The sequence below is a fragment of the Pseudomonas sp. F220 genome (assembly GCF_057813935.1).
The window spans coordinates 87,218-112,954 of record NZ_JBVASJ010000012.1; the positions used below are offsets into that span (position 1 = coordinate 87,218).

At 58.8% G+C, this 25,737-nt stretch carries 27 protein-coding genes; 25 read left to right on the forward strand and 2 right to left on the reverse strand.

From position 1 onward, the window contains the following. Positions 1-94 precede the first annotated feature (94 nt). The 11 genes from ACZYSM_RS13285 (at position 95) to ACZYSM_RS13335 (ending at position 9,211) form a co-directional block, all read left to right on the forward strand. Positions 95-730, forward strand: a complete 636-nt coding sequence (locus ACZYSM_RS13285; RefSeq protein WP_419117992.1) for a MotA/TolQ/ExbB proton channel family protein — start codon at positions 95-97, stop codon at positions 728-730. Continuing rightward, positions 727-1,152 carry an ExbD/TolR family protein gene (locus ACZYSM_RS13290; RefSeq protein ID WP_489071944.1) on the forward strand — a complete coding sequence of 142 codons (426 nt, stop codon included), beginning with the start codon at positions 727-729 and terminating at the stop codon, positions 1,150-1,152. Before ACZYSM_RS13285 ends, ACZYSM_RS13290 begins: the two co-directional genes overlap by 4 nt. Continuing rightward, positions 1,152-2,162, forward strand: a complete 1,011-nt coding sequence (gene lpxK, locus ACZYSM_RS13295; protein WP_489071945.1) for a tetraacyldisaccharide 4'-kinase — start codon at positions 1,152-1,154, stop codon at positions 2,160-2,162. The genes ACZYSM_RS13290 and lpxK overlap by 1 nt, the downstream gene beginning before the upstream one ends. A gap of 24 nt (positions 2,163-2,186) precedes the next feature. Beyond that, positions 2,187-2,372 carry a Trm112 family protein gene (locus ACZYSM_RS13300; RefSeq protein WP_007931663.1) on the forward strand — a complete coding sequence of 62 codons (186 nt, stop codon included), beginning with the start codon at positions 2,187-2,189 and terminating at the stop codon, positions 2,370-2,372. Next, a complete protein-coding gene (gene kdsB / locus ACZYSM_RS13305) occupies positions 2,369-3,133 on the forward strand; it encodes a 3-deoxy-manno-octulosonate cytidylyltransferase (protein ID WP_489071946.1) in 765 nt (254 codons plus the stop codon). Before ACZYSM_RS13300 ends, kdsB begins: the two co-directional genes overlap by 4 nt. Further along, positions 3,133-3,597, forward strand: a complete 465-nt coding sequence (locus ACZYSM_RS13310; protein WP_489071947.1) for a low molecular weight protein-tyrosine-phosphatase — start codon at positions 3,133-3,135, stop codon at positions 3,595-3,597. The genes kdsB and ACZYSM_RS13310 overlap by 1 nt, the downstream gene beginning before the upstream one ends. Continuing rightward, complete coding sequence (gene murB, locus ACZYSM_RS13315; RefSeq protein ID WP_489071948.1) at positions 3,594-4,613, forward strand: UDP-N-acetylmuramate dehydrogenase; 1,020 nt, start codon at positions 3,594-3,596, stop codon at positions 4,611-4,613. Before ACZYSM_RS13310 ends, murB begins: the two co-directional genes overlap by 4 nt. 242 nt (positions 4,614-4,855) lie before the next feature. Next, positions 4,856-5,326 carry a (2Fe-2S)-binding protein gene (locus ACZYSM_RS13320; protein ID WP_489071949.1) on the forward strand — a complete coding sequence of 157 codons (471 nt, stop codon included), beginning with the start codon at positions 4,856-4,858 and terminating at the stop codon, positions 5,324-5,326. Continuing rightward, positions 5,323-7,638 (forward strand): xanthine dehydrogenase family protein molybdopterin-binding subunit, encoded by a 2,316-nt coding sequence (locus ACZYSM_RS13325; RefSeq protein WP_489071950.1) that lies wholly within the window; start codon positions 5,323-5,325, stop codon positions 7,636-7,638. The genes ACZYSM_RS13320 and ACZYSM_RS13325 overlap by 4 nt, the downstream gene beginning before the upstream one ends. Next, positions 7,638-8,624 carry an XdhC family protein gene (locus ACZYSM_RS13330; RefSeq protein WP_489071951.1) on the forward strand — a complete coding sequence of 329 codons (987 nt, stop codon included), beginning with the start codon at positions 7,638-7,640 and terminating at the stop codon, positions 8,622-8,624. The genes ACZYSM_RS13325 and ACZYSM_RS13330 overlap by 1 nt, the downstream gene beginning before the upstream one ends. Further along, positions 8,621-9,211: a nucleotidyltransferase family protein gene (locus tag ACZYSM_RS13335; RefSeq protein WP_489071952.1), complete on the forward strand. Its 591-nt coding sequence runs from the start codon at positions 8,621-8,623 to the stop codon at positions 9,209-9,211. Before ACZYSM_RS13330 ends, ACZYSM_RS13335 begins: the two co-directional genes overlap by 4 nt. 233 nt (positions 9,212-9,444) lie before the next feature. Here the strand turns inward: ACZYSM_RS13335 and rne are convergent, their stop codons facing one another. Next, positions 9,445-12,612 carry a ribonuclease E gene (gene rne / locus ACZYSM_RS13340; protein WP_489071953.1) on the reverse strand — a complete coding sequence of 1,056 codons (3,168 nt, stop codon included), beginning with the start codon at positions 12,610-12,612 and terminating at the stop codon, positions 9,445-9,447. Positions 12,613-13,315: 703 nt separating this feature from the next. Between rne and rluC the strand changes: the two genes are divergently transcribed. Genes rluC through sppA form a run of 3 tightly spaced genes read left to right on the forward strand, consistent with a single transcriptional unit; the run spans position 13,316 to position 15,935 of the window. Next, a complete protein-coding gene (rluC, locus tag ACZYSM_RS13345) occupies positions 13,316-14,272 on the forward strand; it encodes a 23S rRNA pseudouridine(955/2504/2580) synthase RluC (protein WP_489071954.1) in 957 nt (318 codons plus the stop codon). Then, entirely contained in the window at positions 14,262-14,924 is a 663-nt protein-coding gene (locus ACZYSM_RS13350; RefSeq protein WP_489071955.1) for an HAD-IA family hydrolase, read from the forward strand. The genes rluC and ACZYSM_RS13350 overlap by 11 nt, the downstream gene beginning before the upstream one ends. Before the next feature lie 21 nt (positions 14,925-14,945). Continuing rightward, positions 14,946-15,935: a signal peptide peptidase SppA gene (sppA, locus tag ACZYSM_RS13355; RefSeq protein WP_489071956.1), complete on the forward strand. Its 990-nt coding sequence runs from the start codon at positions 14,946-14,948 to the stop codon at positions 15,933-15,935. A 136-nt stretch (positions 15,936-16,071) separates the two neighbouring features. Here the strand turns inward: sppA and ACZYSM_RS13360 are convergent, their stop codons facing one another. After that, positions 16,072-16,650, reverse strand: coding sequence for a Maf family protein (locus ACZYSM_RS13360; RefSeq protein WP_489071957.1), 579 nt, complete (start codon positions 16,648-16,650; stop codon positions 16,072-16,074). A gap of 105 nt (positions 16,651-16,755) precedes the next feature. Here ACZYSM_RS13360 and ACZYSM_RS13365 point away from each other — a divergent pair, with 105 nt between their 5' ends. The 11 genes from ACZYSM_RS13365 to ACZYSM_RS13415 all read left to right on the forward strand — a co-directional run bounded on the left by ACZYSM_RS13365 (position 16,756) and on the right by ACZYSM_RS13415 (position 25,732). Then, entirely contained in the window at positions 16,756-17,283 is a 528-nt protein-coding gene (locus ACZYSM_RS13365) for a YceD family protein (protein ID WP_489071958.1), read from the forward strand. Positions 17,284-17,296: 13 nt separating this feature from the next. Next, entirely contained in the window at positions 17,297-17,479 is a 183-nt protein-coding gene (gene rpmF / locus ACZYSM_RS13370) for a 50S ribosomal protein L32 (RefSeq protein ID WP_150806424.1), read from the forward strand. Positions 17,480-17,482: 3 nt separating this feature from the next. Beyond that, positions 17,483-18,493: a phosphate acyltransferase PlsX gene (gene plsX, locus ACZYSM_RS13375; RefSeq protein WP_489071959.1), complete on the forward strand. Its 1,011-nt coding sequence runs from the start codon at positions 17,483-17,485 to the stop codon at positions 18,491-18,493. Between the two features lie 125 nt (positions 18,494-18,618). Continuing rightward, positions 18,619-19,557: an ACP S-malonyltransferase gene (fabD, locus tag ACZYSM_RS13380; protein WP_489071960.1), complete on the forward strand. Its 939-nt coding sequence runs from the start codon at positions 18,619-18,621 to the stop codon at positions 19,555-19,557. A 16-nt stretch (positions 19,558-19,573) separates the two neighbouring features. Next, positions 19,574-20,317 carry a 3-oxoacyl-ACP reductase FabG gene (gene fabG, locus ACZYSM_RS13385; protein WP_489071961.1) on the forward strand — a complete coding sequence of 248 codons (744 nt, stop codon included), beginning with the start codon at positions 19,574-19,576 and terminating at the stop codon, positions 20,315-20,317. A gap of 192 nt (positions 20,318-20,509) precedes the next feature. After that, on the forward strand, positions 20,510-20,746 hold the full coding sequence (gene acpP / locus ACZYSM_RS13390; RefSeq protein ID WP_004371293.1) for an acyl carrier protein: 237 nt from the start codon (positions 20,510-20,512) through the stop codon (positions 20,744-20,746). Between the two features lie 110 nt (positions 20,747-20,856). Continuing rightward, complete coding sequence (fabF, locus tag ACZYSM_RS13395; protein ID WP_489071962.1) at positions 20,857-22,101, forward strand: beta-ketoacyl-ACP synthase II; 1,245 nt, start codon at positions 20,857-20,859, stop codon at positions 22,099-22,101. Then, a complete protein-coding gene (pabC, locus tag ACZYSM_RS13400) occupies positions 22,101-22,916 on the forward strand; it encodes an aminodeoxychorismate lyase (RefSeq protein ID WP_489071963.1) in 816 nt (271 codons plus the stop codon). Before fabF ends, pabC begins: the two co-directional genes overlap by 1 nt. A 3-nt stretch (positions 22,917-22,919) precedes the next feature. After that, the gene (mltG, locus tag ACZYSM_RS13405) at positions 22,920-24,101 is read left to right on the forward strand and encodes an endolytic transglycosylase MltG (RefSeq protein WP_489071964.1); all 1,182 of its coding nucleotides are present in this window, start codon (positions 22,920-22,922) and stop codon (positions 24,099-24,101) included. A gap of 19 nt (positions 24,102-24,120) precedes the next feature. Next, positions 24,121-24,753, forward strand: coding sequence for a dTMP kinase (gene tmk / locus ACZYSM_RS13410; protein ID WP_489071965.1), 633 nt, complete (start codon positions 24,121-24,123; stop codon positions 24,751-24,753). After that, on the forward strand, positions 24,746-25,732 hold the full coding sequence (locus ACZYSM_RS13415; RefSeq protein WP_489071966.1) for a DNA polymerase III subunit delta': 987 nt from the start codon (positions 24,746-24,748) through the stop codon (positions 25,730-25,732). Before tmk ends, ACZYSM_RS13415 begins: the two co-directional genes overlap by 8 nt. Positions 25,733-25,737 lie beyond the last annotated feature (5 nt).

The window sequence follows — 25,737 nt, forward strand, 5'->3', positions numbered from 1 at the left end:
GGGTTATTAAACCCGGACGACAGGCAACATCACGGTCTTCGGTGCGTCGAGGCCCTATGTTAGAGTGGCGCACTTTTTCGAGGGGACTGTCACTGTGTGGGAATTGGTCAAATCCGGCGGCTGGATGATGCTGCCGATCATTCTGAGTTCCATCGCTGCGCTGGCCATCGTTGCCGAGCGTTTGTGGACCCTGCGAGCCAGCCGCGTTACTCCCGATCATTTGCTCGGACAGGTCTGGCTCTGGATCAAGGACAAACAACTCAACAAAGAAAAACTCAAGGAACTGCGCGCCAACTCCCCATTGGGCGAGATCATGGCCGCGGGCCTGGCCAACTCAAAACATGGCCGCGAGATCATGAAAGAGTGCATCGAAGAAGCCGCTGCGCGGGTGATTCATGAACTCGAACGCTACCTCAACGCACTGGGTACCATCGCCGCCATGGCGCCATTGTTGGGGCTGTTGGGCACGGTATTGGGCATGATCGATATTTTCAGCTCGTTCATGGGCTCGGGTATGACCACCAACGCCGCGGTGCTGGCCGGTGGCATCTCCAAAGCATTGATCACCACGGCATCAGGCTTGATTGTTGGTATTCCATCGGTGTTCTTCCACCGTTTCCTGCAACGCCGCGTGGATGAGCTGGTGGTGGGCATGGAGCAGGAGGCGATCAAACTGGTCGAAGTGGTGCAGGGCGACCGTGATGTCGATCTGGTCGAGGGCAAAGCGTGAAATTCCGCCGCAAACAACGGGAAAACGTCGACATCAACCTCGTGTCGTTGATCGATGTGGTGTTTGTCCTGCTGCTGTTTTTTGTTGTGACCACCACCTTTACCCGTGAAACCCAGTTGCGGGTCGATCTGCCGGAAGCCGTCAGCGGTTCGCCGGCTGAAGACGCGGCCAAGCAACTGGACATCGCCATCAGCGCTGATGGTGTGTTCACGGTGAATAACCAATTGCTGCCCAAAAACGATCTGGCAAGCCTGATGGAGGCGCTGCAGAAAGAGTCCGCAGGCGACACCAAGCTGCCTTTGTCGATCAGCGCTGACGGCAAAACCCAGCATCAAGCCGTGATCACCGCCATGGATGCCGCCGGCAAGCTCGGTTTCAGCCATTTGCGCATGACCACCGTCGAGGCGCCGCCGGCTCACTGATGGCACTTTCCGATCGTCTGCTCGCCGCCTGGTATGCCGGCCATCCCGCGCTGAAGTTGCTGCAGCCGCTGGAGTGGTTGTATCGACGTGTGGTGCTGCGCAAGCGCAAACGCTTTCTGGCCGGTGAGGGCGACATCTACCAATCGCCGGTGCCGCTGGTTGTGGTCGGCAATATCACGGTGGGCGGTACCGGCAAGACGCCGCTGATTCTTTGGTTGATCAAACATTGCCAGCGCAGCGGCCTGCGGGTGGGCGTGGTCAGCCGCGGTTATGGCGCCAAGCCACCGCAACTGCCATGGCGGGTCGAGGCCGAGCACAGTGCTGAAGTCGCCGGCGATGAGCCGCTACTGATCGTCCAGCGCAGCGGCGTGCCGCTGATGATCGACCCGGATCGCAGTCGCGCCGTGCAGGCATTACTGGCCGCTGAGCCTCTGGATCTGATTCTTTCTGACGACGGCATGCAGCATTACCGCATGGCCCGTGACCTTGAACTGGTGCTGATCGATGCTGCACGCGGTTTGGGCAACGGTCGCTGCCTGCCCGCCGGGCCGTTGCGCGAGCCGATCGAGCGCCTGCAGAGCGTCGATGCATTGCTCTACAACGGCGCTGCGGAGGATCGCGACGATGGCTTCGCCTTCAGGCTTGAGCCCACCACACTGGTCAATCTGCTGACTGGGGAACGCCGCTCGCTGGACCACTTCCCGGCAGGACAGGCCGTGCACGCAGTGGCCGGTATCGGCAATCCACAACGTTTCTTCAATACTCTTGAAACGCTACACTGGCGGCCAGTCCCGCATGCTTTTGCCGACCACGCAGAGTACAGCGCAGCGGCCTTGAATTTCATGCCGTCATTGCCGCTGGTCATGACCGAGAAGGATGCGGTGAAGTGCCGTGCTTTCGCGGCAGCCGACTGGTGGTATCTGGCGGTCGACGCAGTGCCGTCTCCGGCGTTCGTTGCTTGGTTCGATACGCAGATGATGCGCTTGTTGCCTGCTCGTCTTTTGCCTTAAAACGCTTTTATCCAGGGAATTCTCATGGACACCAAATTGCTCGACATCCTTGCCTGCCCGATCTGCAAAGGTCCGCTAAAGCTCAGTGCCGATAAAACCGAGCTGATCAGCAAAGGCGCCGGTCTGGCTTATCCGATTCGTGATGGCATTCCAGTAATGCTTGAAAGTGAAGCCCGCACCCTCAGCACTGACGAGCGACTGGATAAATGACCACAATCTTCACCGTCGTCATTCCGTCCCGTTACGCCTCCACACGTCTGCCCGGTAAGCCGCTGCAAATGATCGCCGGCAAGCCGATGATCCAGCACGTCTGGGAACAGGCCTGCAAGAGCAGCGCCCAGCGGGTGGTGGTGGCCACCGATGATGCACGCATCATCGAAGCCTGCAAGGCGTTCGGTGCCGAAGTGGTGTTGACCCGCGAGGATCACAACTCTGGTACCGATCGCTTGGCCGAAGTCGCCACGAAGCTCGGCCTGGCCGCGGACGCCATTGTGGTCAACGTGCAGGGTGATGAGCCCATGATTCCCCCGGCGGTGATCGATCAGGTTGCGGCCAATCTGGCCGCCCATCCCGAAGCGCGTATGTCGACGCTGGCCGAACCGATCGAAGACGTTGAAACCCTGTTCAACACCAATGTGGTCAAAGTAGTCAGCGACCTCAATGGCCTGGCGCTGACGTTTAGTCGTGCCACCTTGCCTTGGGCACGGGATGACTTCGCCAAGAGCCGCGAGCATTTGCCGGCCGGTGTGCCTTACCGCCGACATATCGGGATCTACGCTTACCGTGTCGGTTTCCTCCATGACTTCATCAGTTGGGGGCCATGCTGGCTGGAAAACACGGAGTGTCTGGAGCAGTTGCGTGCACTCTGGCATGGCGTGCGGATTCACGTCGCCGATGCTCTGGAAGCACTACCGGCGGGTGTTGATACCGCTGAAGATCTCGAGCGCGTTCGGCGCCTGCTGGAGGTTTGATGCGGGTTCTGTTTGTCTGCCTGGGGAACATTTGCCGTTCGCCCACGGCCGAAGGCGTGCTGCGCCACAAGTTGCGTGAGGCGGGGCTGGCGGATCAGGTTGAAGTCGCCTCCGCCGGCACCGGCGAATGGCATATCGGCAAGGCGCCGGACAAGCGCAGCCAAGCCGCCGCCAAGCTGCGTGGCTACGACTTGTCTGCTCAGCGTGCCCAGCAGGTGACCCGCGCCGACTTTGCTACCTATGATCTGATTCTGGCGATGGATCAGAGCAATCTGCGCAACCTCAAGGCTATGCAGCCGGCCAAGGGCAAGGCTGAGCTGGACCTGTTTCTGCGTCGCTATGAGTCTTGCGTGGATGAAGTGCCGGACCCTTATTACGACGGCGATCAGGGTTTCGAGCAGGTGCTGGACTTGATCGAGCGCGCCAGCGATTTGCTGGTGATCGAATTGAAGGGACGGTTATGACCTTGCAACTGCAAACGCAGGTTTCCCTCAAACCGTTCAATACGTTTGGTGTTGATGTCCGTGCGCAGGTGTTTGCCGAAGCTCGTAGCGACGCAGATGTCCGCCAAGGGTTGGCTTATGCGGCTGAACACGCATTGCCTCTGCTGGTGATTGGCGGTGGTAGCAACCTGTTGCTCACGGCTGATGTTCAGGCGTTGGTGCTGCGCATGGTCACGCGAGGCATTCGCCTGTTGAGTGACGACGGCAGCCAGGTTGTCGTTGAGGCTGAGGCGGGTGAAACCTGGCACCCGTTTGTGCAATGGACCCTGAAGCAGGGCTTCTCCGGTCTGGAGAACCTCAGCCTGATCCCTGGCACGGTCGGTGCCGCGCCGATGCAGAACATTGGTGCCTACGGTGTCGAGATCAAAGACGTGTTCGCCGGGTTGACCGCGCTGGACCGTCAGACTGGCGAGCTGCGGGATTTCACTCTGGCTGAGTGTAACTTCGCCTACCGCGACAGCGTGTTCAAGCATGAGGCTGGTCGCTGGGTGATTCTGCGGGTGCGCTTCGCCTTGAGTCGCGCCGAGCATCTGCACCTGGAATACGGCCCGGTTCGCCAACGTTTGACTGAACAGGGCATAGGCCATCCGACCGCCAGCGACGTCAGCCAGGCCATTTGCAGTATTCGCAGCGAGAAACTACCTGATCCAGCGGTGCTCGGTAATGCGGGCAGCTTTTTCAAAAATCCTTTGGTGGCGGCGGCTTTGGTTGCCGAGCTTAAAGGCGAGTACCCCGACCTGGTGGCTTATCCACAAGCTGATGGGCAAATGAAACTGGCGGCTGGCTGGTTGATCGAGCGTGCTGGCTGGAAGGGTTTTCGAGAGGCGGATGCCGGTGTTCATCGGCTGCAGGCTCTGGTGCTGGTCAATTACGGCGCGGCGACCGGGCTGGAGCTTTTGCACCTCGCGCAACGAATCCAGAAAGACATTGCCGAGCGCTTCAAGGTTCAACTGGAAATGGAGCCCAATCAGTATTGAGCTACGCTTGAAATCTGAATCCAGAGCCCTGCATACCTTTCGTGTATGCAGGTTTTTTTTGTTAATGCTGCTTTAACTTAGCCTCCTAACGATGTATCTCTTTGTTCAAAGCAAGGCCCGATGAAAGCCCAGTCGTTTTCATAAGAGAGCCGATTAGCCTGAGTCGATCTGCTTGTGTCTAACCGCTGCGTCAGGCGGCAGATTGCTCGACCCCATAACCAGGATTATAGGCGGGCGTGTCCATGATTACCCTGAAGCTAAATGGTCAAGACCACCCACTGGATGTCACGGAAGATATGCCGCTGCTGTGGGCTATTCGCGACGTGGCGGGTTACCGCGGCACCAAATTTGGCTGCGGCATGGGCCTGTGCGGCGCCTGCACCATCCATATCGACGGCTCACCGGCGCGTAGCTGCATCACGCCAATCGGCTCGGTAGTGGGTCAGAACGTCAGCACCATCGACAATCTCCACAGTGATCCGGTCGGGCAAGTGGTTCAGCAAGCGTGGCTGGAGACGGCAGTCGCCCAGTGTGGTTTCTGTCAGGGCGGGCAGATCATGTCTGCCACGGCCTTGCTCAAGGTCAATCCGAATCCCAGCGACGAACAGATCGAGGAGGCAATGGTCGGCAATATTTGCCGTTGCGGCACCTATAACCGGATCAAAATCGCCATCCGGCAGGCCGCCACCCATTTGCAGGAGGCCAAGGCATGAGCCCGTTGCCGAATGATTTTGTCCTGAGCAACCTCAGCCGCCGTGGCTTCCTTAAAGGCGTCGGTGCTACGGGCGCATTGGTTTTGGCAGCGAGTTGGGGCTGGCAGAGCGCGTTTGCCGAAGAGAAAAAATTCGGTGCCGATGGCATGCCCAATGGCTGGATCGATGATCCCAAGGTCTACGTCAGCATTGCCGCCGATGGCAGTGTGACGGTGGTCTGCAACCGCTCGGAAATGGGCCAGGGCGTACGCACCAGCCTGAGCATGGTGGTCGCTGATGAACTGGACGCCGATTGGGCGTTGGTGAAAGTCCAGCAAGCGCCGGGCGATGAAATGCGCTTCGGCAACCAGGACACCGACGGTTCGCGCAGCATGCGTCATTGGTATGAGCCAATGCGCCGCTGCGGTGCCGCAGCCCGAACCATGCTTGAACACGCCGCGGCCGATCAATGGAAAGTGCCTGTGGCCGAGTGCCGTGCGCAATTGCACAAAGTGATTCACCAGCCCAGTGGTCGTGAGCTGGGCTACGGCGCGCTGGCGGCCGCTGCCGGCTCGTTGGCGGTGCCGGCGCGGGACAGTTTGCGGCTCAAGCAACCTTCAGAGTTTCGTTACATTGGCAAAGAGGCCACCCGAGCCATCGACGGTGCAGACATCGTCAATGGTCGTGCAATTTATGGCGCCGACGTGCATTTCGACGGCATGCTGTTTGCCACTGTGGCGCGACCACAGGTCTACGGCGGCAAGGTCAAATCCTTCGATGACCGAGCGGCGATGAAAGTCCCGGGCATGATCAAGGTCATGCAGATCGAGAGTCGTCCGCTGCCGTCCGAATTCCAGCCTTTGGGCGGTGTTGCGGTGATTGCCAGCAACACGTGGGCGGCAATCAAGGGCCGCGAGGCGCTGAAGATCGAGTGGGATGACGGCGTCAACGCCGGTTACGACTCGATTGCCTATCGCAAGGAACTGGAAGCTGCAGCGCTGAAACCGGGCAAAGTGGTGCGTAGCACCGGCAATATCGATGAGGCAATGAACAGCGCTGACAGCAGCCTGGAAGCGGCTTACTACCTGCCGCATTTGGCGCAGGCACCGATGGAGCCGATGGTCGCCATCGCGCGCTTCAACAACGGCCACTGCGAGGCTTGGGCGCCGAGTCAGGCTCCGCAAGTGACGCGTGAGCGCATCGCTGAACGCCTGGGCATCCCTTTCGAAAAAGTCACGGTCAACGTCACCCTGCTCGGAGGCGGCTTCGGTCGAAAATCCAAACCCGACTTCATCCTCGAAGCGGCGATCCTGGCCAAGGCTTTTCCGGGCAAAGCGGTGCGGGTGCAATGGACACGGGAAGACGACATTCACTGTTCCTATTTTCATACCGTATCGGCCGAGTATCTCAAGGCCAGCCTGAACAAGGACGGCATGCCGTCCGGTTGGCTGCACCGCACCGTGGCGCCGAGCATCACAGCGCTGTTCGCCCCGGGCATGAATCACGAAGGCGCGTTCGAACTGGGCATGGGCTTTACCAACATGGCCTACGCCATTCCCAATGTGCGCCTGGAAAACCCCGAAGCGGCCGCCCATACCCGGGTTGGCTGGTATCGCTCGGTGTCGAACATTCCTCACGGTTTTGCCATCCAGAGTTTTGTCGACGAACTGGCGCATCAGGCTGGGCAGGATCCGCTCAAGTACCAACTCAAGTTGCTCGGCCCGGATCGTCAGATCAATCCGCGTACCTTGAGCGAAGAGTGGAACTACGGCGAATCCCCAGAGGTTTATCCGATTGATACCGCGCGTTTGCGTGGCGTCCTGGAAACCGCGGCCAAGGCAGCCGGTTGGGGGCGTCAATTGCCTAAAGGGCGTGGTCTTGGCCTGGCGGTGCATTACAGCTTCGTCACTTACGTGGCGGCGGTGATCGAGGTCGAAGTCAAAGATGATGGCACGCTGATCGTCCATAAGGCCGACATCGCGGTGGATTGCGGTCCGCAAATCAACCCTGAGCGGATTCGTTCGCAGTTCGAAGGCGCCTGTGTGATGGGGTTGGGCAACGCCATGCTGGGAGAGATCAGCTTTAAGGGCGGCAAGGTTCAGCAGGACAATTTCCACATGTACGAGGTGGCGCGCATGAACCTCGCACCGAAGGAAGTCGCTGTGCATCTGGTTACGCCTGCGGGCAATGTGCCGTTGGGTGGCGTCGGTGAGCCGGGCGTGCCACCGATCGCTCCGGCGTTGTGCAACGCGATCTTCGCGGCTACCGGCAAGCGCATCCGCAGTCTGCCGGTTCGCTACCAGTTGCAAGGCTGGCAGCAGGAGAAAGCCTGATGGACAGCGTCGATCTGAATGTCTTGCGCAGCGTGCTGGAATGGCGCCGTGCCGGGCAGCGAGTAGTGCTCTACAGCGTGGTCCAGACGTGGGGCAGTGCGCCGCGCCCCCCTGGTGCCATGCTGGCCTTGCGTGAGGATGGCGTGGTGATCGGCTCGGTCTCCGGTGGTTGCATCGAGGACGACTTGATCGCCCGCTTGCACGACGGCCGTTTGCCCACGGACGGGCCGTCAGTGCAGTTGGTGACTTACGGCGTCACCCGCGAGGAGGCCGCGCGTTTTGGCTTGCCGTGCGGTGGCACCTTACGGCTGACCGAAGAGCGGGTCGGCGATCCGGCCTGGGTGGCTGAGTTGCTGGCGCGTTGCGAGGCCCATGAAATTGTCGCGCGGGAGTTGAATCTGGCCACCGGCGAGGTCGTTCTCTTCGCGGCGAGCAAGACCGATGTCTTGAGCTTTGACGGCACAATCTTGCGTGCGATTTATGGTCCGCGTTGGCGGCTGTTGTTGATCGGCGCTGGTCAGCTGTCCCGTTATGTCGCAGAGATGGCGCGGCTGCTGGATTTCGAAGTGCTGATCTGTGATCCACGCAAGGAGTTCGTCTATGGCTGGGAAGAGCAGCATGGCCGCTTTGTACCGGGTATGCCGGATGACGCGGTGTTGAGTATCGAAGCCGACGAACGAACGGCGATTGTCGCCTTGACCCATGATCCACGTCTGGACGATATGGCGCTGCTCACGGCGCTCAACTCCCGAGCGTTTTATGTCGGCGCGCTGGGGTCTCGGGTCAATAGCCAGAAGCGTCGGGAAAACCTCGCTGAGCTTGGGCTGACCCAACAAGCCATCGACCGCTTGCATGGCCCTATCGGTTTGCATATTGGCAGTCATACGCCAGCGGAAATTGCCTTGTCAGTGATGTCGGAGATTGTCGCGATCAAAAACGGCATTGATTTGTTGCAGAAGAAACCGTTGGGCGAGGTGGTGGCTTGAGCGGCTCGGTATGCGCCATCGTGCTTGCCGCAGGGCAGGGCAGCCGCTACCGGCAAGTTGCGGGTGCCGAACAGGATAAGTTGCTGGCGTTGTGCAAGGGCCGTGACGGTGTCGTTCGACCAGTGATTGAACAGGTGTTGTTGAGTCTGCCTGCCAGTCTGAGTGAGCGACTGCTGGTGACAACAGCTGATCGACTCGAAGTGATCCGGCTGGCGCAGGTTTATGGCTGCCAGGTATTGCTGCTGGACTCTGCTGGCATGGGCGACAGTATCGCGGCAGCCGTTGCGGCCAGTCCCGTTTCGAGTGGCTGGTTGGTGGTGCTGGGGGATATGCCTTTTATCTTGTCGGCAAGCATTGAGCGGGTGTTGAAGGAGGGGCAGGACGACGTCATCAGCGTTCCGGTGTTCGACGCTGAATATGGTCATCCGGTGCGCTTTGGGCGCTCGTTTGGGCCGGCGTTGATGAGATTGTCCGGTGATCGCGGGGCTAAGCCGCTGTTTGCCTCGGCCAAGGTACTGGAAGTGCCGGTGGAGGATCCTGGTGTGTTGTGGGATGTTGATGTGCCTGCAGCGTTGGTTTTTGATTAGCTGTTGCTTGTCTGTCGCCTAGCGGGATGCTCCCGAAAAGATCGTCCAAACGCGGCCCGAACCTGCGGTAGCGCCTACAAAGGCGGTGTTCACCTCCGAGGTTGTGTATAGATGTGGTCAGCGTAGGAGCTGCCGCAGGTTCGGGCCGCGTTCGGACGATCTTTTGATCTTGCATCGAACATAAAAAAGCCCCGCCTGCGTTAGCAAGCGGGGCTTTTTAACAGCCTTTAGAATCAGGCGAGTGGTTTAGGCTCGTGCTCTTCTTCCAGGACTTTAGGGTTTTTCTCTACCACTTCTTCGACGGAACGCAGGTTTTCGTCGATGGTCGGGGCAGTTTCAACGACTGCTTGCTCAGGAGCGCTTTCAGCGACTGGAGCGGGTGCAGCGTGCTCAACCACATGCGCCACAACCGGAGCGTGCTCGGCAACTACTGCTGCCACTGGAGCCAGTTTGGCTTCTTGCAGCAGACGCTCGGCTTCACGCTTGCGACGACGCACTTCACGTGGATCGTTCGGCGCACGACCACTTTCGGTCAGGGCGCTTGCGGGTGCGGGTGCGGCTGCGACAACCGGCTCGACCACTTCGGCAACCACTGGCGCTTCAACCGGAGCAGCAACCACTGGCTCGGCGATAACCACTTCAGCGACGGGCGCTGGAGTATCAACGACTACCGCTTCAGCGATGCGTTCGAACGCAGTTGGAGCGTCATAAGTCGGCTCAAAGGCCTTTTCAGCAACCGGAGCTTCGAACACAGGTTCTGCGGCGGCTGGCTGTTCAGCAACAACGGCTTGCTCGGCAACAACTTCAACTTCAGGCTGTACTTCGCGAACCGGAGCAACTTCAACGGCAGGAGCGGCAGGTGCTTCAACCGGAGTAGTTGCTTCAACCACTGGCGCTTCAGTCGAAGCAGTTTCCAGAGAGGCGGCAGTAGCGCGTTCTGCTTGCTGGTGAGCCTGGGCTTCAGCAGGGGCGCTGATCACAGCGCTGGCAACAGCCGCAGTAACGGCCAGACCGGCAGCCAGATCGGCGCCGCTCGGCTCTTCGCTGCCTTCTTCGGTTTCTTCCGAGCCTTCGATCACATTGCCGTTGGCATCACGTTGACGCTCACGGCGGTTGCTGCGACGACGCTGGCCACGGGAGCGGCGGCGTGGACGATCGCCTTCGGCGTTGTCCTGACCGTCATCCTGCAGTTGCTCTTCGTTTGGCAGTAGCTCTTCTTCGCTAACGGCCACAGCAGCCTGTTCGGTGCGTGGTTGACGCTCTTCACGCGGTGGGCGCGGTTGACGCTCTTCACGTGGCGCACGGGCAGGGCGCTCTTCCCCAGCAGCGGCTGGAGCTGCATCCAGAGGCTCGCGCAGTTCGCGAACCGGGCGATCTTCACGAGCTTCGCGTGGTTTGCGATCTTCACGCGGAGCACGTGGTGCGCGTTCTTCACGCGGAGCGCGCGGTGCACGTTCTTCACGAGCCGCTACGGCCGGTACTTCTTCACGGGCTTCGCGGGGGGCGCGCTCTTCACGAGGTGCACGTTCTTCACGAGGTGCACGTTCTTCGCGCGGCTTGCGCTCTTCGTCGCGGCGACCGTTACGGTTGCGGGTCTGCTGGCGACCGGTGCGGCGCTCTTCGTTGCGCGGCTGACGCTCGGTCGCTGGCTTTTCAACCACGACGGGTGCAGCAGGCTCTTCTTTAGTAGCGAACAGGCTGACCAGCGACTTCACCAGACCTTTGAACAGGCTTGGCTCCGGAACTACGACTGGAGCAGGGGCAACAGGCGCTACGACTTCAGTCGGCACTGGAGCATTGGCGCGTGCCGGAGCAGTTTTCACTGCGGCTTCCTGACGAACCAGAGTGCGGGTCGCGGCGGCCGGTTGAACTTCTTCTACTTCAGCCGTGGCGGCAGCGATTTCGTAGCTGGACAGATTAACGTGAGCTTCCGGGCTGTCATCGCGCAGACGCTGAACTTCGAAGTGCGGAGTTTCGAGGTGATCGTTCGGCAGAATGACGATGCGCGCGCGGGTGCGCAGTTCGATCTTGGTGATCGAGTTGCGTTTTTCATTGAGCAGGAACGCGGCGACCGGGATCGGCACTTGGGCACGAACTTCGGCGGTGCGGTCTTTCAGGGCTTCTTCTTCGATCAGGCGCAGAATCGCCAGCGACAGCGATTCAACATCACGGATGATGCCGGTGCCGTCGCAGCGTGGGCAAACGATGCCGCTGCTTTCGCCGAGGGATGGACGCAGACGCTGACGGGACATTTCCAGCAGGCCGAAGCGCGAGATACGACCGACTTGTACGCGAGCGCGGTCGGCTTCCAGGCATTCGCGGACTTTCTCTTCCACGGCGCGCTGGTTCTTGGCCGGGGTCATGTCGATGAAGTCGATGACGATCAGGCCGCCGATGTCACGCAAGCGCAACTGACGGGCGATTTCTTCGGCTGCTTCGAGGTTGGTCTGCAGAGCGGTTTCTTCGATGTCGCTGCCTTTAGTGGCGCGCGCCGAGTTGATGTCGATGGACACCAGGGCCTCGGTTGGATCAATGACGATGGAGCCGCCGGAAGGCAGTTCAACGACGCGCTGGAAGGCGGTCTCGATCTGACTTTCGATCTGGAAACGGTTGAACAGCGGAACGCTGTCTTCGTACAGCTTGATTTTGCTGGCGTACTGCGGCATCACCTGGCGAATGAAGGTCAGGGCTTCGTCCTGGGCTTCGACGCTGTCGATCAGCACTTCGCCGATGTCCTGGCGCAGATAATCGCGGATGGCGCGGATGATCACGTTGCTTTCCTGATAGATCAGGAAGGGCGCAGAGCGATCCAGCGAGGCTTCTTTGATGGCGGTCCAGAGTTGCAGCAGGTAATCGAGGTCCCACTGCATTTCTTCGCTGCTGCGGCCCAGGCCGGCAGTGCGCACGATCAGACCCATATCGGCTGGAGCAACCAGACCGTTAAGGGCTTCACGCAGTTCGTTACGCTCTTCACCTTCGATGCGACGGGAGATACCGCCGGCACGTGGGTTGTTCGGCATCAGAACCAGATAACGACCGGCCAGGCTGATGAAGGTGGTCAGGGCTGCGCCCTTGTTGCCACGTTCTTCTTTTTCGACCTGAACGATGACTTCCTGGCCTTCGCTCAGGACGTCCTTGATGTTGACGCGGCCTTCGGGGGCTTTCTTGAAGTATTCGCGGGAGATTTCTTTGAGGGGCAGGAAGCCGTGGCGCTCAGAGCCGAAATCGACAAAGGCAGCCTCAAGGCTTGGTTCGATGCGAGTAATCCGGCCTTTATAGATGTTGGCCTTTTTCTGCTCGCGAGCACCGGATTCGATGTCCAGGTCATAGAGGCGCTGGCCATCTACCAGTGCAACACGCAACTCTTCGGGTTGAGTTGCGTTAATCAGCATTCTTTTCATGTAGTACCGTCGGTTTCCGGGCTGCCGGAAACGGCGTTCGGCACACACGACTTCTCACGGTCGGTGTCAGGTGCGTCAGGAGTGGTTGGACACTCCAGTGTCTAGCGAGGTTCGACCAATTGGGCCGGAGTCGCGACTTACGCGTCCTGCTTGCTGTGGCTACTTAAGCACTCAGTCAGGAGGAGGAATCAACCGGCGACTGTGGACGAGATGAAGCGTCTAAATATAAGCCTAGTGCTACACAGTCCGACGGTTGTGCATCTCCACCCTACACGTATCCCTGATAATTCGGGTGCTGCCGCGCGCAGAATCCGCAGCGGGTTGGCATTTACCGTGAGCTCCAAAAGGGGGAGGTCACGCATCATGGCTAATTTAGGCGTTGTTTCCGAAGCCTTCGCTCAGGCTCATTCGAGATCGACTGCACTTTGTGAACTGGCCGTAAATATCGGCATAAAAGGCGAGTAATTACTCTGCTGTTTACGCTCGCTTCAGGCCTCATGTCACCTGCGCTTGTTACAATCGCGAACCTACCATAATTGTAGCGAAAGCCCCGTAGGACGGCCTCGCGTCCTGATGAATTGCGTTGGTCAGGGCCGGTGGTTGACCGTTAGTCCGCTGTCCAGGCCGCTTTTGGCGGCGTTCGCGACTATAGCAGCAATCATTAAGTGCTTCAAATCCATAAAAAATTGTTATCATTCACAGCATGACGACTACTGCCCCCCCGACCCCCAGCGTCCAGCTGCTTGAGGTCTCGCCGGAATATGCCGGCCAACGTATTGATAACTTCTTGCTTGCCCGACTCAAAGGCGTGCCCAAGACCTTGATTTACCGCATTTTGCGTAAAGGCGAAGTGCGCGTGAACAAAGGTCGGATCAAGCCCGAGTACAAGCTGCAGGCGGGCGATATTGTCCGTGTGCCGCCTGTACGCGTGCCTGAGCGCGACGAGCCGGTGCCTTTGGCTCAGGGTTTGTTGCAGCGCCTTGAAGCGTCGATTGTCTTTGAAGACAAGGCGCTGATTGTGATCAACAAGCCAGCCGGGATTGCCGTCCACGGCGGCAGTGGTCTGAACTACGGGGTCATCGAAGCCTTCCGTCAGTTGCGGCCTGATACCAAAGAACTGGAGCTGGTCCATCGTCTGGATCGGGACACTTCCGGCCTGCTGATGATCGCCAAAAAACGCAGCATGTTGCGCCATCTGCACGCCGCGTTGCGTGGCGATGGTGTCGATAAGCGCTACATGGCGCTGGTTCGCGGCAACTGGGCGTCGTCGATCAAGCAGGTTCGTGCGCCGTTGCTCAAGAGCAACCTGCGCTCCGGCGAGCGCATGGTTGAAGTCAATGAAGAGGGCAAGGAGGCGTTGACAGTCTTCAAAGTGCTGCGCCGCTTTGGTGAGTTCGCCACGATGGTCGAGGCCAAGCCCGTCACCGGCCGGACGCACCAGATCCGCGTGCATACCCTGCATGCCGGGCACTGCATTGCTGGTGATACCAAGTACGGCGATGAAGGCTTCAGTAAAGAAATTCGCGAGTTGGGCGGCAAACGCCTGTTCCTTCACGCCTACATGTTGACCGTGCCGTTGCCTGATGGCGGCGAACTCAAGCTGCAAGCGCCGGTGGATGAGATGTGGGCCAAGACCGTGGAGCGTCTGAGTGCTAGCTGATTACAAGCTGCTGATCTTTGATTGGGATGGCACCCTGGCCGACTCCATCGGGCGGATTGTCGAGGCGATGCAGGTAGCGGCTGCGCGAGCAGATTTGCCGCCGCGAGACGACTTTTCGGTCAAGGGCATCATCGGTCTGGGTTTGCCGGAGGCGATTCGCACCTTGTACCCGGAGATCGGCGACGCTGACCTGGTTGCGTTTCGCCAGCGCTATGCGGATCACTACATTGCGCTTGAGGCTGAGCCTTCGCCGTTATTTTCCGGTGTGGTTGAGTCTCTCGAAGCTTTTCGTTCCGAGGGCTATCGCCTGGCGGTGGCCACCGGCAAAGCCCGTCGAGGGTTGGATCGAGTGCTGAAGTCTCATGGCTGGGAAGATTATTTTGATATCACCCGCGCCGCCGATGAAACCGCAAGCAAGCCGCATCCGCTGATGCTGGAGCAGATACTCGCTCATTGCGAAGTCGGTCCCGAGCAGGCGTTGATGGTGGGCGACTCTTCGTTCGATCTGTTGATGGCGCGCAATGCCGGGATGGATTCGGTTGCGGTCAGCTATGGTGCTCAAACGATGGATGCCCTGCGTGTGTTTGAGCCGCGTCTGGCCATTGATCATTTTTCTGAGTTGCACGCCTGGCTGAGCCAGCGGGCCAATTAAGTTTTTGCTGGGGTAAATGGCATGGCTGATGAGTGGAAAGCGCCGAGCAAGGCAAGTGCTGAAGGCGGTGACGACAAAAGCTGGAAGCTGCTTGAAAAGACCCTTTTGGCCAGTGTGCAAGAGCAACGGCGCTCGCGGCGTTGGGGGATTTTTTTCAAGCTGATGACGTTTGTTTATCTGTTTGCGGCGTTGGCATTGTTCACGCCGCTGATGGATATGGAGAAAAGTGCAACCCGCGGGTCTGGCTACACGGCTCTGATTGATGTGACCGGCATGATTGCCGACAAAGAGCCTGCCAGTGCTGACAATATTGTCGGCAGCTTGCGGGCCGCTTTCGAAGACTCGAAGGTCAAGGGCGTGGTGCTGCGGATCAATAGCCCGGGCGGCAGTCCGGTGCAGTCGGGTTATGTCTATGACGAGATTCGTCGTTTGCGCGGTCTGCATCCTGATACCAAGGTTTATGCGGTGATCTCGGATCTGGGGGCTTCTGGTGCGTATTACATCGCCAGTGCTGCGGATCAGATCTACGCCGACAAGGCCAGTCTGGTTGGCTCCATTGGTGTGACGGCGGCGGGTTATGGCTTTGTTGGAACGATGGAGAAGCTTGGTGTTGAACGTCGGACTTATACCTCTGGCGAGCACAAGTCGTTCCTCGATCCGTTCCAGCCGCAAAAGCCGGAAGAAACCGAATTTTGGCAGGGTGTGCTGGATACGACCCATCGCCAGTTCATTGCCAGCGTCAAGCAGGGTCGTGGCGACCGTCTCAAGGATAAGGAGCATCCTGAGTTGTTCTCCGGTCTGGTGTGGTCAGGTGAGCAGGCGCTGCAGCTGGGCTTGATCGATGGCCTGGGGAGTGCGAGTTCGGTGGCGCGGGATGTGATCGGCGAAAAAGAACTGGTCGATTTCACGATTCAGGAGTCGACACTTGATCGCTTCTCGAAAAAGCTCGGCGCCAGCGTTGCGGAGCAATTGGCAATGTGGATGGGCTTTCAAGGGCCGGCATTGCGCTGATCGTCTATTCGTACAAAAAAACCGGCCTTCATGGCCGGTTTTTTTTAGATCAAAAGATCGCAGGCTCCGGCAGCTCCTACAGGGAGTTGCATGCGTGCTTTTGTAGGAGCCGGCGTAGCCTGCGATCTTTTGATGTTTAGGGGATTTGCACGCCCTCGGCGAGCAGCATGTCCACCAGGCGGATTAGCGGCAGGCCGACCAGGCTGGTGGCGTCCGGACCTTCGGTGCTTTGGAATAGGGTCACCCCCAAGCCTTCTGCCTTGAAGCTGCCAGCGCAGTCGTAGGGCTGCTCGGCGAGCAAGTAACGCTCGATGCGCGCCTGATCAAGTGTGCGCATGTGTACGGTGAAAGGGGTGCAGTCGACTTGGCAGTGGCCGGTCTGGCTGTTGATAAGCGCCAGGCCGGTCAGGAAGGTCACGCTGGCACCGCTGGCGGCCAGGAGTTGTTCCCGGGCCTTTTCGAAGGTGTGTGGCTTGCCGATGATCTGGCCATCGAGCACGGCGACCTGGTCGGAGCCGATGATCAGGTGGGCGGGGTGGCTACTGGCCAAGGCCAGGGCTTTCTCTTTGGCCAGGCGTTTGACCAGGTCGATGGCGAGCTCGCCAGGGCAGTGGCTTTCGTCGATATCCGGTGAGCTGCAGGTAAATGCAAGTTGCAAGCGGGCCAGCAATTCACGACGATAGACCGAGCTTGAAGCAAGTAATAAAGGCAGCATACGGCTCTCCTGAAGATAGCCCGGAATTCTAGCGAGGCTTGCAAGTGACGGACAGGGTTGAATTTCCTTTGACATGGCTGGGGGCATCCCTATAATGCTGCGCCTATGTTGAATGACCCGATTCCACCTCACGTTGACCCGCGCAAATTGGCTGATCGTGGCACCACCCTTCAAGGTGAACTGCTGCTGGCCAATTTGGAGAGACTCTGCGACCCGCTTTCCGATACTGTCGGTACGGTGCAGGCTAAATTTGTTTTTGAACGAGATGAGCGTAAATCTGTGGTTATCCACAGTTTTATCGATGTCGAGGTCAAAATGGTTTGCCAGCGTTGTCTTGAGCTGGTCACCCTGCCGATCCACAGCGAATGCAGTTATGCTGTGGTGAAAGAGGGTGCGAATACCCAGTCGTTGCCGAAAGGTTATGACGTGCTGGAACTGGGCGAAGATCCTTTGGATCTGCAGTCACTGATCGAGGAGGAGCTTTTGCTCGCCTTGCCCATTGTGCCTGCTCATCATCCGGAAGAATGCCAGCAGCCGGCGGGTCTCGATGAGCCCGAACCGAGCGAGGACGAGGTAACGCGGTCCAACCCGTTCAGTGTATTGGCGCAGTTAAAGCGTGACCCAAACGTTTAGGAGTTAATCAATTATGGCTGTTCAGCAGAACAAAAAATCCCGCTCTGCCCGTGACATGCGTCGTTCCCACGATGCTCTTTCGGCTAGCACCCTGTCTGTAGAAAAAACCACCGGTGAAGTTCACCTGCGTCACCACGTATCGCCAGAAGGCGTATACCGTGGCCGTAAAGTGATCGAGCAGGGCGCTGACGAGTAATCCTTGTCCGCTCAAGTCATCGCGATTGACGCAATGGGCGGGGACTTCGGTCCCCGCAGCATTGTTCAGGCCAGCCTTGCTTGTCTGTCTGCTACACCTTCGCTGTACCTGACCCTCGTCGGTCAACCCTCCCTTTTAGAAGAATTGATTGCCAGTCAGCCGGCTGTGGATCGTGCGCGCTTGAATATCGTGCCAGCCACGGAAGTGATTGCTATGGACGAAAAACCGTCGCAAGCCTTGCGCGGCAAGCCGGACTCCTCGATGCGCGTGGCGCTTGAGTTGTTGCGAGATGGCAAGGTTCAGGCATGCGTCAGTGCCGGCAATACGGGTGCGCTGATGGCGTTGTCACGTTATGTGCTGAAAACCCTGCCGGGCATTGATCGACCTGCGATGGTTGCAGCCATTCCGACCCAGCGCGGTTATTGCCAGTTGCTCGATCTGGGGGCTAACGTCGATTGCAGTGCCGAGCATCTTCTGCAATTTGCCGTTATGGGGTCGGTTGCGGCTGAAACGTTGGGTATTGTTCGTCCAAGGGTGGCATTGCTGAATATCGGCACCGAAGACATCAAGGGTAATCAGCAGGTCAAGCTGGCGGCGAGTTTGCTTCAAAATGCTCGCGGCCTGAACTACATCGGCTTTGTCGAGGGTGATGGGTTGTACCGTGGTGAGGCGGACGTCGTGGTTTGCGACGGTTTTGTCGGGAATATCCTGCTTAAGTCCAGCGAAGGTCTGGCGACCATGATCGCGGCGCGGATTGAAGCGTTGTTCAAGCAAAGTCTGGTATCGCGGGTGGTTGGTGCCTTGGCACTACCGTTGATGCGGCGCTTGCAGGCTGATCTGGCGCCTGCGCGGCACAACGGTGCGAGCTTTCTCGGCTTGCAGGGCATCGTCGTGAAAAGCCATGGCTCGGCCGGGGTGCAGGGGTTCCAAAGTGCGATTCAGCGGGCCTTGATCGAGATTCAGGAAAACCTGCCGGAGCGCTTGCACGGTCGTCTCGAGGATCTGTTGCTTTAGGCGTTTTCGTTCGAAAATGCTTAAATGTGACCGCTCAATTCAAACAGTCATCCAACTGTCAGTTTCTTGTGTCCCTTATAGGGGACGTCAATTCTCCGACGACAAGATCATTAGGGGCTTGTTACATGTCTGCATCCCTCGCATTCGTCTTTCCAGGACAGGGTTCGCAGTCCCTCGGCATGCTGGCCGAGTTGGGCGCGCAATACCCGTTGATCCTTGAAACATTTAAAGAAGCTTCCGATGCTCTGGGTTATGACCTGTGGGCGCTGACCCAGCAAGGGCCGGAAGAGCAACTCAATCAAACCGATAAAACCCAGCCGGCCATTCTGACTGCGTCCGTCGCTTTGTGGCGTCTGTGGTTGGCTGAGGGCGGTGCTCGTCCGGCCTACGTCGCGGGCCATAGCCTGGGCGAATACAGCGCGCTGGTCGCTGCTGGCAGTCTGAGTCTGGGTGACGCCGTTAAGCTGGTAGAGCGTCGCGGTCAGTTGATGCAAGAGGCCGTACCGGCCGGGCAGGGCGGCATGGCCGCGATTCTCGGTCTGGAAGATGCCGATGTGCTGGCGGCCTGTGCGCAAGCGGCGCAAGGTGAAGTGGTCAGTGCGGTCAACTTCAACTCGCCGGGCCAGGTGGTCATTGCCGGTGCCAGGGCCGCTGTCGAACGCGCCATCGAAGGTTGCAAGGCGCGTGGTGCCAAGCGAGCGATGCCGTTGCCGGTCAGCGTCCCATCCCATTGCGAATTGATGCGTCCGGCTGCCGAGCGTTTTGCCGAGTCGATCACTGCGATCAACTGGCAGGCTCCGCAAATCCCGTTGGTGCAGAACGTCAGCGCCAGTGTTGCGACGGATCTTGAGACGCTCAAGCGTGATCTGCTCGAGCAGCTCTACAAGCCAGTACGTTGGGTCGAGTCTGTCCAGTGTCTGGCTGCCAATGGCGCCACCCAGCTGGTCGAGTGCGGTCCTGGCAAAGTATTGGCTGGCCTGAACAAGCGCTGCGCCGAAGGCGTGTCGACCTCTAATCTGAATACCCCAGATGCTTTCGCTGCCGCTCGTGCAGCGCTGGCTTGAATTAGGAGAAGCCTGCATGAGTCTGCAAGGTAAAGTTGCACTGGTTACTGGCGCTAGCCGCGGTATTGGTCAAGCCATCGCTCTTGAGTTGGGTCGTCTGGGCGCCGTAGTCATTGGCACTGCAACTTCTGCTTCGGGCGCTGAGCGTATCGCTGCGACCCTGAAAGAAAACGGTATTCAAGGCACTGGCCTGGAACTCAATGTCACCAGCGACGAATCCGTGGCTGCTGTACTGGCGAGCATTCAGGCGCAGTTCGGTGCGCCGGCGATCTTGGTCAATAATGCCGGTATCACCCGCGATAATCTGATGATGCGCATGAAAGACGACGAGTGGCATGACGTTGTCGATACCAATTTGAACAGTCTGTTCCGCCTCTCCAAGGGTGTTCTGCGTGGCATGACCAAGGCTCGTTGGGGTCGAATTATCAGTATTGGTTCGGTTGTGGGTGCCATGGGCAACGCAGGCCAAGTAAACTACGCAGCCGCCAAGGCAGGTCTGGAAGGCTTCAGTCGTGCTCTGGCGCGTGAGGTCGGCTCGCGGTCGATTACGGTAAATTCGGTGGCTCCAGGGTTCATCGATACTGATATGACCCGCGAATTGCCTGAGGCACAGCGTGAAGCCTTGCTGACGCAAATTCCGCTGGGCCGTCTGGGGCAAGCTCAAGAGATCGCGCAAGTGGTCGCTTTTCTGGCTTCGGACGGTGCGGCTTACGTTACTGGGGCTACAATCCCGGTGAACGGCGGGATGTACATGAGTTAAATGTGACGGATTGCTTCAAAAAAATGTCATACGAGCGGTCTAAAATCCGTTATAAAGCTGCAATCTATTTATAGGCAGAGGGTCGATAGGGTTCGAGGAGTGAAGCTTTCAGTTGAAAAACTGAAAAGCCTTTCTATACACTTACCCACTGGCCAGCTGCCTGAATTTGTCCATTAGGAGTGAAAACAAGGTATGAGCACCATCGAAGAGCGCGTCAAGAAAATCGTTGCTGAGCAACTGGGCGTTAAAGAAGAAGAAGTGACCAACAGCGCTTCCTTCGTAGAAGACCTGGGTGCCGACTCCCTTGACACCGTTGAGCTGGTGATGGCTCTGGAAGAGGAATTCGAGACCGAAATCCCTGACGAAGAAGCTGAAAAGATCACTACCGTTCAAGCTGCTATCGACTACGTTACTAGCCATCAGGCTTAATAGTCTGTAGTCGTCGCTTGCTGTCATGGAAAAACCGCACTGCCATCATGGCGTGCGGTTTTTTCTTTAGGCCTGATACAAAGTGTCGTCATTAGAAAAAGGAGAGTGCTGTGTCGCGTAGACGCGTCGTAGTCACCGGTATGGGTATGTTGTCGCCACTGGGCACGGATGTACCGAGCAGCTGGCAGGGTATTCTGGCTGGCCGTAGTGGCATTGGTCTGATCGAACACACCGACCTTTCTGCTTATTCCACCCGTTTTGGCGGCTCGGTAAAGGGCTTCAATGTCGAGGAGTACCTGTCGGTCAAAGAAGCTCGCAAACTTGACCTGTTTATTCAGTACGGTCTGGCTGCTGGATTTCAGGCGGTACGAAACTCCGGCCTGGAAGTGACCGATGCCAACCGTGAGCGCATCGGCGTGGCCATCGGTTCGGGTATTGGCGGTCTGACCAATATCGAAGAAACCAGCCGCACGCTGCATGAGCAAGGCCCGAGGCGGATTTCGCCGTTCTTCGTGCCTGGCTCGATCATCAATATGATTTCCGGCTTCCTGTCTATCCATCTGGGTACCCAGGGGCCTAACTACGCCATTTCGACTGCCTGTACCACTGGTACGCATTGCATCGGTATGGCGGCGCGCAACATTGCTTACGGCGAAGCCGATGTGATGATTGCCGGCGGTGCCGAGATGGCTGCTTGCGGCCTCGGTATGGGCGGCTTCGGTGCCGCCCGCGCGTTGTCAACGCGCAACGACGAGCCGACCCGCGCCAGCCGTCCATGGGACAAGGGTCGTGACGGCTTCGTCCTCTCCGACGGTGCTGGTGCCCTGGTGCTCGAAGAGCTGGAGCACGCCAAAGCTCGCGGTGCGACCATTTATGCCGAGTTGATCGGTTTTGGCATGAGCGGCGACGCTTATCACATGACGTCGCCGCCAGCCGATGGCGCGGGCGCAGCGCGCTGCATTACCAATGCTATGCGTGATGCCAAGCTGAACATCGATCAAGTGCAGTACGTCAATGCCCACGGCACATCGACTTCGGCCGGCGACCTCGCGGAAGCCCAGGCGCTCAAGACCGTCTTCGGTGAGCACGCCTACAAGATGGCAGTCAGTTCGACCAAGTCTATGACCGGGCATCTGTTGGGTGCGGCGGGTGCCGTTGAGGCTATCTTCAGTGTGCTGGCGATCAACGGCCAAGTCGCTCCGCCGACCATCAACCTGGATGAGCCGGATGAAGGCTGTGACCTTGATTTCGTGCCGCATACCGCGCGTGACATGAATATCGATGTGGTGCTGTCCAACTCGTTCGGGTTTGGTGGTACCAACGGTTCCCTGGTGTTCCGCCGGTTCGCCGGTTGATGCAAAGCTGGGTCGACGGTCAGCCGGCTGATGCTCTGTCGCTCAAAGATCGCGGCCTGGCCTACGGCGACGGTCTGTTCGAGACTATTGCCGTCACGGCCGGACAGCCGTTGCTGCTCGATCGGCATCTGCAGCGTCTGGCTGATGGCTGTTCGCGTCTGGCTATTGTTGCGGATCAATCATTGATCCGCAGCGAGCTGCTGGCTTATGCCGCAGCCATGGGCGAGGGCGTGCTTAAGCTGATCCTCACCCGTGGCGATAGCCTGCGCGGCTACGCTGCCGATCCGGTGGCTCAAGCTCGACGGATTCTGCAAGGCAATCCGCCAGCTGCTTATCCATCTGCCCACGGGCAGCGCGGTATTCGCCTTTTTTCCTGCGCTACGCGACTTTGCGAGCAGCCCTTGCTCGCAGGGCTCAAGCATCTGAATCGTCTGGAACAGGTCATTGCCCGTGCCGAGTGGCAGGATACCAAGCATGCCGAAGGCTTGATGCTGGACGTCTCCGGACGCGTGATCGAAGGGGTATTCAGTAATCTGTTCCTGGTGCGTGATGGCGTCTTGCTGACGGCTGATTTGAGTCGCTGCGGCGTCGCTGGCGTGATGCGAGCTGAATTATTGTTTCAAGCCAAGTCGCTGGGTATCCCCACAGAAATTACCGAGATCAGTCTCGATCAGCTGCAACAGGCCGACGAAGTCTTCGTCTGCAACAGCGTGTACGGCGTTTGGCCGGTACGCGCTTATGCTGCGCTGAGCTGGCCGGTTGGGCCACTCACCCGTAAACTGCAAGGCATTGCCCGCGCGCTACTGGATGCTTGATTCGTGAGACGTAAATTCTTGCTGCTGCTGGAAACCGGACTGGTTCTGGCAGGACTGTTGCTGGGCGCTTCGGCCTGGAAGCTGAACTCGGCACTGGAGCAGCCGCTCAACCTGAAACAAGAAGAATTGCTTGAAGTGCCGCCCGGTTCGACACCGAGTGGAACGTTCACTCGCCTGCAGACCGACGGTGTCCTGCAGGACGCCTTTTGGCTGCGTCTGTACTGGCGCTTGAATCTCGACGGACAACCGCTGCACGGCGGTGAATACCGCATGACACCGGGCATGACTGCTCAAGGTCTGATCGGCCTGTGGCAGCGTGGTGAAGTGGTGCAGTACAGCCTGACCCTGGTCGAGGGCTGGAATTTCCGTCAGGTGCGCGCAGCCTTGGCCAAGCAAGAAAAACTTGAACAGACCCTCGCCGGCTTGAGTGATAGCGAAGTGATGGGCAAGCTCGGTCATGCCGGCGTGTTCCCGGAGGGGCGTTTTTTTCCGGATACCTACCGTTTTGTCCGAGGCATGAGCGATGCGGACTTGCTGGAAAAAGCCTACGAGCGTCTGGACGATGTTCTCGCCAAAGAATGGAGCAAGCGCTCGGCTGACGCACCGTACACTGAGCCCTATCAAGCGCTGATCATGGCTTCGCTGGTGGAGAAGGAAACCGGCGTGCCGCAGGAGCGTGGGCAGATTGCCGGGGTCTTCGTGCGGCGCATGCAGATCGGCATGTTGCTGCAAACCGATCCCACGGTGATCTACGGTTTGGGCGAGCGCTACAACGGCAAGTTGACCCGCGCGCATTTGCGTGAGGCGACGCCTTACAACACTTACATGATCGCCGGGCTGCCACCGACTCCGATTGCGATGGTGGGGCGCGAAGCGATCCATGCGGCACTGAATCCGGTGCCAGGCAGCAGTTTGTATTTCGTGGCGCGTGGCGATGGCAGTCATGTGTTCTCCGATGACCTGGATGCGCACAATAATGCGGTGCGCGAGTTCCAGCTCAAGCGGCGTGCGGACTATAGATCCAGCCCTGCGCCGATAACGACTCCGGTGGCGCCAGAGGCTTCGAGCCCTGCGCCTGACGTGCCTGTTGAAAGCGCTCCGCAGGCTGCTCCCGAATTGACTCCGGAACAACCGATCCCGGCGGTGCCGGCACCCGACGCGACCGAGCCGCATAGCCCGCAATGACTCTGATTAAGGACTGCCTGTGACTGGCCTGTTTATTACCCTGGAAGGCCCGGAAGGCGCCGGCAAAAGCACCAACCGCGAGTACCTGGCTGAGCGTCTGCGCGCCGAAGGTATCGAGGTGTTGCTGACCCGTGAGCCGGGCGGTACACCATTGGCCGAGCGGATTCGTGAAGTACTGCTGACGCCTGGCGATGAAGTGATGAACGCCGATACCGAGCTGCTGCTGGTTTTCGCCGCGCGTGCCCAGCATCTGGCCGAGGTGATTCGCCCGGCGCTGGCCAAGGGGGTGGTGGTGTTGTGTGACCGCTTCACCGATTCCACCTACGCCTACCAGGGTGGTGGTCGCGGTTTGTCGCTGGAGCGCATCGCAACGCTGGAGACCTTCGTTCAGGGTGATCTGCGTCCGGACCTGACTCTGGTGTTCGATCTGCCGGTCGAGGTCGGTCTGGCCCGTGCCAGTGCACGTGGACGGCTGGACCGTTTCGAACTTGAAGGTCGGGCGTTCTTCGACGCGGTCCGCAGTGCCTACCTGAAGCGCGCCGAGGCTGATCCGAAGCGTTATCGTCTGGTGGATGCCGCACAGCCGTTGGCGCAGGTTCAGCAGTCACTGGATGCCTTGCTGCCACAATTGCTGGGGCTTTACCGTGGCTGAGGCCTTCCCGTGGCAGGACAACCTCTGGCAGCAACTGGCGGGTCGCGCACAGCACGCCCACGCCTACTTGCTGCATGGTCCGGTGGGTATCGGTAAGCGAGCGCTGGCTGAACGCTTGATGGCCCGATTGCTCTGTCAGAAGCCGCAAGGGCTGGACGCGTGCGGGCAATGCAAATCCTGCATGTTGCTCAAAGCCGGCAGCCATCCGGATAACTACGTGCTGGAGCCGGAAGAAGCGGACAAGGCGATCAAGGTCGACCAGGTTCGTGAACTGGTCGGCTTCGTGGTGCAGACCGCGCAGATGGGCGGGCGCAAAGTGGTGTTGATCGAGCCGGCTGAGTCGATGAACAACAATGCCGCCAACGCCTTGCTGAAAAGCCTCGAAGAACCTTCCGGCGATACCGTTTTGCTGTTGGTCAGCCATCAGCCAAGCCGGTTGTTGCCGACCGTCAAGAGTCGCTGTGTGCAGCAGGCCTGTCCGCTGCCGAGCGAAGCGATGAGTCTGGAGTGGTTGGCTAAAGCCTTGCCAGAGTGCGCTGAAGAAGAGCGTGTTGAGCTGCTGATGCTGGCCGCCGGTTCGCCGTTGGCCGCGGTTACCTTGCAGGCGCAAGGTGTGCGTGAGCAGCGCGCGTTGGTGGTAGAGGGCGTGAAAAAATTGCTCAAGCAGCAGCAATCGCCGACTCAGTTGGCTGAGGGCTGGAATGCCATACCGCTGCTGTTACTGTTCGACTGGTTCTGCGACTGGTCGAGTTTGATCCTGCGTTACCAGCTCACGCAGGACGAGGCGGGTCTGGGTTCGCCCGATATGCGCAAAGTGGTGCAATACCTGGCGCAGAAATCTTCGCAGGAGAAGGTCCTGAATATCCAGGACTGGATTCTCGCCCAGCGCCAGAAGGTATTGAGCAAAGCCAACCTCAATCGCGTGCTGTTGCTCGAGGCGTTGCTGGTGCAGTGGGCAGGTTTGCCTGCCCAGAATTGATCGTC